This is a genomic window from Chloroflexus sp. (assembly GCF_034432675.1).
GTDB lineage: Bacteria > Chloroflexota > Chloroflexia > Chloroflexales > Chloroflexaceae > Chloroflexus.
On sequence record NZ_DAOUBI010000152.1, the window covers coordinates 1 to 10923 of the forward strand.

The window sequence follows — 10923 nt, forward strand, 5'->3', positions numbered from 1 at the left end:
GATCCACTGCGCACAGAGTGGAACGCCAGTTGTGCACTGCACACACCGCATCCTCGTGCCCAGCAGGGTCAACAGAGTGACACGCACCGGATCGCGAGTACGGCTGGCGCGGCAGCATGGTTGCCGCACTCCACACCGCGCGCCACGGCTAATGCTGGTCGGCAACGGTATCCACGCTGAAACGTGATCTCAATGCTTGCGGATCGGGAACGCTGGTTCGGCGCATATGTGATCAGGTTTGGTGCCAGGATGATTGTCGGATCACATATTATAAACACCAGTACGCTAGATTTGATATGATGTATCATACGGTTATTACGTCACACCTGACTAATGGAAAGTGCCAGGTGGTAATATACGCCGGTTTAAGGTGACAACTTCCACTATTCACACTACGCACAACCCTAAGCGTGAACGGTGTCCAATTCAGCGCGAGTGTCTGTGTGGATGTACGAAATAGCGTTTATTCTTCTCTTTGTGAGGCGATCAAAAATGGATGCCGGCCTCATCTGCTCAATACGCCTGCCCTCCCTGCCACAACCGTGGTCTGTCACCCAACCACACCCTGCGTCACCTTGAGAAATACTTCTTCTAAATTGCCTGTCTGCGCCGTAAAGTGAACGACTTCGACGCCGTGATTGATCAGATGAGCCAACAACGCACTCACCGCATAATTATCGCCGTCAACATCAATTTCGAGCCGTGGTGGTTCGTCGTCGGTGATGGTGCGTACGGCCAGAACGTGGTTGGCCGTCGCCGCCGCTGCCGCAGCCTGCTCAAGATCGCTGATGACGTGTACCTCAAATGTGCGGTGCGGTTGCAGCGAACGCATAATCGTGGTGACATCGCCTGAGGCCAGCAGTTTGCCCCGCTCGATGATGCCAATGTGGGTACACATCTCGGCCAGTTCGGTCAGAATGTGTGAGCTGATCATGATCGTCTTGCCCATGCGACGCAGCTCTTTGAGCAGCTCGCGCAGCTCGACGCGCGCCCGCGGATCGAGGCCGCTGGCCGGTTCATCCAGGATCAACAACTGCGGATCGTGGATCAGGGTACGGGCCAGACTGAGCCGCTGTTTCATGCCGCGAGAGAGTGACATCACATCACTATCGCGTTTGTGAGCCAGATCGACCAGGGTCAGCAAATCATCGATCAATCCAACCTGACGGGCGGGCGGCACGTGATACGCATCGGCGAAGAACTTAAGGTATTCGGCAGCCGTCATGTTGTTGTAGAAACCAAACGAATCGGGCATAAATCCCACCGCCCGCCGTACCTCGGTGCGTTGATGGGTGACCGAGAAGCCGGCGACCCAGGCCTCACCACCTGATGGTATCAGCAGAGTCGTCAGGATGCGCATCGTCGTCGTCTTACCGGCACCGTTTGGTCCGATAAAGCCATAGACCGCACCGGCAGGAATGTGCAGATTGAGATGATCGAGGGCAAGCATGTCACCATAGTAGCGGGTGAGATTTTTGGTTTCAACGATAGCTGTCATAGTAAATAAACCAGATGCGTAAGCGATCAGCGCAGCCTGATAATGTAGAGTGTTTCACCGCGCGTCACCAATGAGCCATCGATCTGGACAACAGGTGTCACCTCTGTGCTCCAGCCCAGGAGATACACGTCATCACCTGGTATAGCCGGTAAATTGACATCCGGCGAAAACATTATCGCTTTGCTGGGCAGATACCAAAATATATTATTAAGAACACTCTGCCGATTGAACAGGGTTGTCTCTTCAACAGGCCTGACTTCGCGTAAGAAATTATCCTGACCTTCAGCCAGATTAACTTCTACCTCAGCCCCCGGCGTCAGCGTGCCAATCCACTGCATGTCGTTTTGCCAGACAACCAGCGCATCATGCAGCTCGACAGGACCGGTATTGATCAATGTCCCCTGCCAGCGCGTCTGATCCCAGGTCAGATTATGCGTCAGTTGAACAGTATTGGTCGTACTCTGCTCCACAATCAGGGTACGCAGTGCCGCCGCATCAATCACCAGGTCAGCAATGGTCACATTTGTGCCATCGTATTCGGGGTTCATGTCCGTACCACGCATTGTAAAATCGACCAACTGCGATATGTGAGCATCACCAGGAAAGGTCAGATCGTAGCTTTGACGTTGTGGGGAGAGTACACCAAGCAGGTTAGTGGTCGTTGCCAGTGGACTATTGGTAGCGCCTTGCACAATCGCCAACTGGATGACCTGCACTTGTGAACCACGCACCACATAACTCGCCACAAATGCCCCGCCGAGAAAGATGACGATCAGCAGTGGGGTGGTGATCCAGGCCAGTTCAAGCCGCCGCAAACTACGCAGAACGAGATATTGGATCGGGCCAATAATGACAATATAGGTACCGATCAGCAGCAGCAAAGTTGCTGTTGAAGGAAAGGCATATAAGGATTGCGCCAGACTACTCTGGATAAGATCATTAAAACCGGTACGCAGGCTACCGGCGAGATTGATACGGGGCTGGAGATCGAACACATCCCGCCAGAATTTCGCTTCAGCAGGCGATGCCCGCAACGTTGCGAGATCAAACGCGGCAAAGATGACCTTCCCTGCTCCCACATCAATCCGACTGATTAGGCCATCGGTGGTGATAGCCTGCGCTTCAGGTCGCATAGTGACGGCGTTAGCGGTCAGCGACGGGACAAAATTGCGTAATCCGTTCAAGCCGCTGATCCGCTCTAATTCGTCGACAGGCACATCACGGCGAAGCGGGCCAACGGTTACCGGCAGTATATCGCTAAAGGTTCGGATGGCAGCTTCGCCAACCACTCCACCGCCAACCAGCAGGGTTCCGCCCTGGTGTACCCAGGTGATCAAGGCATCCCGTTGTTCTGGTTGTAATTCGGCCGTCAGTTCACGCACTGCGATAACGTCAAACGCCATCAGCAGGATCGGATCGTCGGGAAGAAAGGTCGGATCCAGCGGCACAACCTGTGTGTCGGCAGCGGTTAAGCTGCTGAACACCGACGGATCACTGCTCAGGAGACCGAGTATCGGTCTATCATCGCTTAGCGGCCTAAGCGAGATGCGTTCGCGCCATAATTCAATGCCATCGGCAGTCGCTACGAGCGAAGCCTGACCACCCGCAGGTTGTACTATCGGCAAGACAATCCGCTTGCGAGCACCACCGGGTAAATCAACCCGATACCGTTGCCGAAATGACTGCATATTGGTGGAACGCCATTCAAGCACAACTTCACGGTCAGGACCATCGTTTGCCAGCGTAATTTCCACCGGAAACCAGAACAACGGGTGATAGGTTCCTTCTCCATCGAGACCTGCCCGGACCGTGATGGTTATCGGTGATGGTGATTGCGCAACAACAAGCGAGGGTGTCAGAACAAGTGCAAGCAGGCAACAGAGAAGGACGTAGCGCCTCATGGCGATTTTTGCTCCTCAGTAGTCTCGGTTGATTGTTCGGTCAGATGGAGGGTAGTACCGTTGGCCGGTAGCAATTCGTTATGCCGTTGTTGGGCAAGATGATAATGCCGGAGCAGCTCCAGCATGTCGTTGAGGGAACGCTCTTTATCAGCACGCTTAAACATTACATAATAATCGTTAATCTTCGTAACTACATCACGTGGGTTGGGTACACGCAAGAAGGTAAACTTTCCACCACTACCGGCCGTCTCAACGATGACATCACCATACCCCAGCAGATTACTGATAAAAGTGGTCTCAAACGAGACATTCGTGACCGCACCGAGACTAGCAGCCCGCCGATCTTCCGGGCCAAACGGTTTCTTCTCGATATCAATCACGTTGGTCGGGGTCAGAATGTACATATCGTTGCGATAGTCTTCAACTTCCCAAACCGACCAGGCCAGAAACGCGATCAGGATCGCGGTGATCAATACGGTGAGCCAGAGTGAAGACAATAAGCCTAGACTACCCACTAATACTACGATGATCCAGCCTGTAAAGAGCATCGCCAGCGGTGGGAAGAGACCCTGAAGCAAGAAGAGCCAGTGTTTACGCCAGATGATGATCTCTTTTTCTGGTTGCACTTCAGGATTTGGCGGTAACAACCAGCCCAACCATCGCCAGCGGGGCGTAGTCATCGGTAGAGAACGTTTGGTACGCTGTGGTAGTTCGTTATAGACCCGGGATTCCACCAGAGAGGCCATGTCTTGCTCGCCGCGTTTACGCCGATTTTCGTTGACCTGAGCCATGATCCGCCGCTGCATCTCTTTCGGATCACGAGCACCGTGGAAGACGATATTCCCGCCAATGCGCGCTGATTTGACCTCGATAGTTCCGTATTTCAACCAGTGCTGGAGATAGGTCTTGGTTGCTGCGGCAACATCTTGAATTTCATCGATGAAGATCTGTTGTTGCACCCGCTGTTCGAGCAAGCGCGGAATGAAGACCTGATCGTTGTCGTAGACAACCCGACGATTGGTGAGGATCAGTTCATCGTTCAGCCAATCATAGACAACAAAGAAGATCGAGAAGAGGCTGATGGTTGCCAGGCCGATGAAGAGCAGGTTGAGCGGATCAAACGCCTGACCGAAAAAGCGACCGGGATCGATGTAGAAGATGCGACCACCATTGTAGCGAAACCAGATCAGGGCAAGTACGGCTACATTCGCCGTAAACAACACTCGCTTCGGATTGGGGTCTTTGCCACCGCGTACCCACAGTGCCACCCAGAAGAGCAGCAAGACCGCCTCGATCAAAACCAGCACGATGTTGAAGAGATCAAAACCGGTTGGCTCACCGGTGTTGAATACCAGAAAGCCACCCCCAACAGCTCGGTACAGGGCGATCCCGCCAAAGAAACAGATACCGAGCAACGGCACAATCAGACGCGACAGGAGAACGATCCAATGCCGGCCGATAACATAGAGGATCTCCTCGTCTGGTGCCAGATCGAGTGCACTGTCGGCATCTTCATACAGTAAGCGATCAATGATGTTTCCGGCCATAAGGCTTCTCTCCTGAACCTGCTGTACCGATCAGATGCTCAGGGGGTGGACTGACACCTAATCTCTTGCACGAGAGGTTGCGGTTGGCTAAATCCCACTCGCGAGCGTCAATTGCGTCGCGACTGACACCTAATCTCTTGCGCGAGAGGTTGCGGTTGGTCGCTATTGTCAAACTGCTGTAACACCCAGGCCACCTCTTCAGCCGGCGTCAGACCATCGTTCACCAGGATAATCGCATCGTCCGCCGGTTGGGCAACGTGCGCGTCTAGCGCATCGCGTTCCGTCAGTGCTGCGGCAACCTGTTCAAGTGACATCTCAATATTCCGGCTACGCAGTTCGGCCAGGCGCCGTCGTGCCCGTTCGGCTAATGATGCCTGCAGATAGATTTTCAGGTCAGCATCAGGCATCACCACTGTCCCGATGTCGCGGCCAACCATCACCACGCGCCCCCGCCGCCCGATGACTTGTTGCTGGCGAATCATCTCGCGCCGCACCGCCGGAAAGCGTGCTGTCCGCGAGACAATCCGCTCAACCTCGGGATCACGAATTGCCCAGGTGACATCTTCACCATCGATCAGCACCGTATACTGACGCCCATCCGTCACCGTTGGCGCTGTAACATCGATAGTTAACCGATGGGCCAGAGCTGTCAGCGCGGCCTCATCATCGGGATCGATGCCGGCACGCAGCGCCGCCAGGGCCAGGGCGCGGTACATCACACCGGTATCGAAGTAGAGGTAGCCCAGTTCGGCGGCAAGCAGTGCGCCTAATGTACTTTTTCCTGCGGCCGATTGACCGTCAATTGCGATTGTTCGTGGTATGCGCATGGCTCTATTGTAGCACGGCGCTGCCGGTGCTGGCTACTCCCATTCGATAGTTGCCGGTGGCTTCGATGAAATATCGTACACGACCCGATTGACCCCTTCGACTTCGTTGACGATGCGGCTGCTCACGTGGGTCAGCAGCTCGTAAGGCAGACGTGCCCAGTCGGCGGTCATGTAGTCTTCGGTCGTAATCGCACGCAGGGCAATCGTGACGCCGTAGGTACGACCATCACCCATCACCCCCACACTCTGTACCGGTAGCAGGACGGCAAACGCCTGCTGGGTAGCCCGATAATAGCCACTGGCATGCAACTCTTCCAAAAAGATCTTATCCGCCTGCCGCAGTATCTCCAGGCGCTCCCAGGTTACTTCACCGATAATGCGCACTGCCAGCCCCGGCCCAGGGAAGGGGTGGCGCCAGACCCACGTTTCGGGCAGACCGAGTTGTAAGCCAGCGGCGCGCACTTCGTCTTTGAACAGATAGCGCAGCGGCTCGACCAGTTTGAGCTGCATGTCTGCCGGTAGACCGCCGACATTGTGGTGGGTTTTTATTTTCGCCGCCTTTGGGCGGTCGGGGGCTGTCGACTCGATCACGTCGGGGTAGAGAGTGCCTTGGGCGAGGAATTCAACCCCGGCGAGGGTGCGGGCTTCACGCTCGAAGATACGAATGAATTTCTCGCCGATAATTTTGCGCTTCTGTTCAGGGTCAATTACCCCTTTCAGGGCAGTCATGAATTCTTCGCGGGCATCAACCGCAATCAGCGGCACATGAAAGTGCTCGCTGAAGGTAGCGATCACCTGTTCCGCTTCGCCTGACCGTAACAGACCATTATCAACAAAGACGCAGGTCAGGCGGTCACCGATAGCGCGATGAATAATGAGCGCGGCCACGGCTGAGTCGACGCCGCCAGACAACGCACAGATAACGCGCCCGTGATCGCCGACCTGGGCTTTGACCCGCTCGATAGCTTCGGCGACGAAGCTGTTGGGTTGCCATTCAGGGTGCGCCCCACACAGACGGGCAAAGTTGGTCAGGATGGTTCGGCCATAGACGGTATGCACCACTTCGGGGTGAAACTGAACACCATACCACTTGCGTCGATCATCGGCGATAGCGGCAAAGGGGGTCGCCGGATTGGCAGCAATCGCTGTGAAGCCAGTGGGCAATTGTTCGATCCGATCACCGTGGCTCATCCAGACCGGTTGTTCGGTTGGGGTGTCGACGAAGAGGGGGTGCGGATGTGTAATGGCGATCATCGCCGGGCCGTATTCACGACCAGCCGGACGGGTGACGATACCGCCCAGGGTGTGGCTGATTAATTGCATGCCGTAGCAGATACCAAAGACTGGCAGATTACTCTCCAGCAACCACGCCGGGAGCGTGGGGGCGTCAGGCTCGTAGACGCTTGCTGGGCCACCGCTGAGTACAATGCCAACTGGCGCCAGCGCTCGCACCTGATCTTCGGGGGCGTCGTGTGGCAATAACTCGCTGTAATAGCCTAGCTCACGCAACCGCCGCACGATGAGCTGCGCGGTTTGCGAACCAAAATCCAGTACCGGTATGCTGTGTGTGGTCATGTGGTGTCCTCTCAGGTATAGATGTTCCCGCCGACTTCTCCGCGTCAGGTGGCGATCTACGTTGTTTCGGGCAGGAATACATGTCAGGCGAAAAAGCGCAGTCATCTGCGCCCTATCGTGCAGCTACCGGCATTATAACAAACCTGGCTCAGATTGAAATCTGCTCCTGTACAGGGTGTGGATACGAGCACCCATCCTAACCTCTTTTGGTTCAAGAGTAGACAGGACCAATAAGCTCGTGCAAAAGATAGGGCCTGAATATGCGTTGAACGCCCTTACCTCCAGCCTCTCGCGCAGGGCGGGAGAGGAGATGAGAAGCTCGTGCTGAAGGGTCCTGCTGCGATAGAAGTCGTTTTACATCATGTCTTCGGGGTAATCGTTGGCCGGCAGGTCACGCCTGTGCCGAGTCCGGCTAGCGAGAGGGGAATGTGGTGCGGAAGCGTCAGGCTTCCGCACCCGCTGTTTTGTCTTCCCGGCTGGCGATGTCTGAATTGCGGTGAGCGGTGCTTACGCATCCGCATCGTCGTGAACGGCAGCGGTAGCAGCGATCTTACCCTGGGCGACAAGGTCACTGATGATGGTGATGTAAGGGTGGAGGAGGGTATCTTCCGCTATGAACGGTACGTGTTGACGAATCAGTTCGTACACCGGCCCGGTGCCGCGCCCCAGGCGAGCCTGGCTGCCCAGTTCCTGGCGGCGGAAGTCGATGCCCTGCGCAGCGGCAAATAGCTCAAGCGCCAGAATCTGGCCGACGTTGTCGATGATGCTGCGCAGTTTCAGGCCGGCAGTGACACCCATGCTGACGTGATCTTCAACGTTTGCCGATGTGGGAATGCTGTCAACACTGGCCGGGTGGGCAAGCACTTTGTTTTCGGTTGCCAGGGCCGCTGCCGTGTACTGGACGATCATGAAGCCCGAATTCAGCCCACCGGCCCTGGTCAAGAAGGCCGGCAGGACATGGGTGTTGGATGCTTCATCGGTGAGCCGCATTAAGCGTCGTTCGGCGATGTTGCCGAGTTCGGCCACAGCTAGGCCCAGGTAATCAAGAGCGATTGCCAGCGGCTCGCCGTGAAAATTACCGCCTGAGATGACTTCGACATTGCCATCGTCGTCAACGAACAGGAGGGGGTTGTCGGTGACAGCATTCAATTCAATGGCAAAGACCCAACGGGCGTAGGCAATCGCATCGCGCACGGCACCGTGTACCTGTGGAATGCAGCGGAGGGTGTAGGCGTCCTGGACGTGGCGCGGGTCGTTGTTGCGGACGAAGGTGCTACCGGCCAGTAATCGGCGCAGATGAGCAGCGCATTCGATCTGGCGGGGGAAGGGGCGCAATGCGTGCAGACGGGCATCGAACGCTGCCGGTGTGCCGTAGAGAGCTTCTAAGCTGAGGCAGCCGGCAATATCGGCAGTGGCGCTCAGGGTCTCGGCGCGGGCGGTTTCGATCACGCCCAGCGCACACATGACCGCAGTACCGTTGGTTAAGGCCAGCCCCTCTTTGGCGGCCAGATCAAGCGGTTGCCAGCCTAGTTGTGCCAAAGCCGTTGCCGCCGGTAATACCTCACCCTGCCATTCGACCTCGCCCAGCCCGATGAGCGGCAACGCCATATGGGCTAGTGGTGCCAGATCGCCGCTCGCACCCAGTGATCCCTTACAGGGAATCCGGGGATGGATGCCGTGGTTAAGCATATCAAGCAGACGTTCAACCGTCTGCAAACGCACGCCCGAATGCCCACGGGCCAGCGTGTTGGCGCGAATGAGCATGATGGCGCGGGTAGTGGGAATATCAAAGACCGGCCCAACACCCACGGCGTGGCTGACCAGAATGTTGTATTGCAGCCGTTCGACCTGGTCGGGGGCAATGACCCGATCTTTAAATGCGCCAAAACCGGTGGTAATGCCGTAAGCAACCACTCCGCGCACCAGTAAGTCTTGCACCGCCTGCGCGGCTCGTTCGACTCGCTGCCGGGCGATTGGGGCCAGGCGCACGACAGGGTTGCCAGGCTGACCATACGCGACGGCCAGTACCTGTTCGATGGTCAGGCTTTCGCCATCAAGAATGACTTCACGAATCTGCATAACTCCTCGTTGAGTGTGTTGGCATGTTGGCAACTGAATCACGACTTCCAGACAATCTGACCGCGTTTGATGACCTGCGAGACCGGCGTGCCACCCAATTCGTACATCAGCCAGCGGTAATCGTCCTCGGCGAGGATGATCAGGTCGGCCTGCATACCGGGCATCAATGCACCGATTCTGCCACCCAGCCCGATAGCGTGTGCCGCATTGACCGTGGTTGCCAGCAGGGCTTCGGCTGGTACCATCCGCAGGTAGCGACAGGCAATCGCCATGGTCAACGGTAGCGATAGCGACGGCGCCGATCCGGGATTGGCATCTGTGCTGAGGGCAATCGCGACGCCGGCATCGATCATCTGCCGGGCAGCGGCAAAATGGGTGATACCGAGATTGATCGCGACGAGCGGAAGCAGGACGGCGATGGTGTTGCTGGCGGCCAGCGCGGGAAAGGCAGCGGCACCGGTCACATCAAGATGGTCAACCGAGGTAGCTCCCATTTCCAAGGCCATTGCCAGTCCACCCAATTCGGTAAACTCATCGACGTGTGCTTTCCGAGGCAAGCCACGCTCGCGGGCTGCGCTGAGCACCCGGCGACACTGCGCGACATCGAAGGCATCGCGCTCGCAGAAGACATCGACGAAGAGCGGAATGTGATGCCCGGCGAAGAGCGAGTTGTGGTAGCGCTCGTGGGCCAGAGGCAACATCGATTCAACGATCAGATCGATGTAGGCATCGGGGCGGTCGGCGAACTCTGGTGGTATGGCGTGGGCCGGTAAGAAGGTCGGTACCAGTTCAATCGGTTGGACGGCAGCCAGCAGCTCGATGGTGGCGAGCTGGCGTAGTTCGGCGTCTTGCTCCAGACCATAACCGGTTTTGACTTCGGCAGTGGTGGTGCCCAACCGCAACATCTGGTTCAACCTGGGCAGGGTCTCGGCAACCAGGGTGGTGGTAGTCGCAGCCCGAGTGAGCTGCATCGTGTGCAGAATGCCGCCACCGGCGGCCATAATCTCTTGATAAGTCGCGCCTGCGCAGCGTTGCTCGAATTCGGCAACCCGATCCCCGGCGTAGACAATGTGGGTATGGCAGTCGATCAGACCGGGACAAACCGCGTGACCACCAGCATTAATCTCCCGCGCAGGACGAAAGCGGCGGCGGAGTTCGTTACTTGATCCGACAGCGATGATGGTCGAGCCACGTATCGCCACTGCGCCGTCGGGTATTATCCCGACATCACGCATGGTGGCACCACGACGAGGGCCAGGTGACCCGGCACAGGTAACGAGCTGGGATGCCGAATGAATAAGCAGATCGCATGGTTCTATCATATTGCCTCTGGTGTTACACACCGGTTGTTATTTTGTTATTATTCCAGACGTTCAGCACTCTCGCATATGGCGGGCCGGGGTTGGGCCGGGGCCGGGTGTCGCGGGAGTATTGCCACCCCGCCGACACGACCGGCTCAGGCCAACACGGCATACCCCCTGTGGTGACGGATACGT

At 56.7% G+C, this 10923-nt stretch carries 7 protein-coding genes and 1 pseudogene; 1 reads left to right on the forward strand and 7 read right to left on the reverse strand.

Annotated features, from left to right (window positions below; all coding sequences use genetic code 11):
* A pseudogene (locus VAE55_RS11540) lies at nt 1-180 on the forward strand (hypothetical protein); the annotation flags it as partial.
* 370 nt (nt 181-550) lie between these two features.
* Here VAE55_RS11540 and VAE55_RS11545 read toward each other — a convergent pair.
* The 7 genes from VAE55_RS11545 to hutI all read right to left on the reverse strand — a co-directional run bounded on the left by VAE55_RS11545 (nt 551) and on the right by hutI (nt 10749).
* Nucleotides 551-1498 (reverse strand): ABC transporter ATP-binding protein, encoded by a 948-nt coding sequence (locus VAE55_RS11545; protein ID WP_322815932.1) that lies wholly within the window; start codon nt 1496-1498, stop codon nt 551-553.
* 26 nt (nt 1499-1524) lie between these two features.
* The gene (locus VAE55_RS11550) at nt 1525-3399 is read right to left on the reverse strand and encodes a hypothetical protein (protein ID WP_322815933.1); all 1875 of its coding nucleotides are present in this window, start codon (nt 3397-3399) and stop codon (nt 1525-1527) included.
* Nucleotides 3396-4946, reverse strand: a complete 1551-nt coding sequence (locus VAE55_RS11555; protein WP_322815934.1) for a PH domain-containing protein — start codon at nt 4944-4946, stop codon at nt 3396-3398. Before VAE55_RS11555 ends, VAE55_RS11550 begins: the two co-directional genes overlap by 4 nt.
* 107 nt (nt 4947-5053) lie before the next feature.
* The gene (gene cmk / locus VAE55_RS11560; protein WP_322815935.1) at nt 5054-5773 is read right to left on the reverse strand and encodes a (d)CMP kinase; all 720 of its coding nucleotides are present in this window, start codon (nt 5771-5773) and stop codon (nt 5054-5056) included.
* A 33-nt stretch (nt 5774-5806) separates the two neighbouring features.
* Nucleotides 5807-7348 carry a glutamine-hydrolyzing GMP synthase gene (gene guaA, locus VAE55_RS11565; RefSeq protein WP_322815936.1) on the reverse strand — a complete coding sequence of 514 codons (1542 nt, stop codon included), beginning with the start codon at nt 7346-7348 and terminating at the stop codon, nt 5807-5809.
* A gap of 507 nt (nt 7349-7855) precedes the next feature.
* Nucleotides 7856-9427, reverse strand: a complete 1572-nt coding sequence (gene hutH, locus VAE55_RS11570; RefSeq protein WP_322815937.1) for a histidine ammonia-lyase — start codon at nt 9425-9427, stop codon at nt 7856-7858.
* Nucleotides 9428-9465: 38 nt separating this feature from the next.
* Entirely contained in the window at nt 9466-10749 is a 1284-nt protein-coding gene (gene hutI, locus VAE55_RS11575; RefSeq protein WP_322815938.1) for an imidazolonepropionase, read from the reverse strand.
* Nucleotides 10750-10923: the final 174 nt, after the last annotated feature.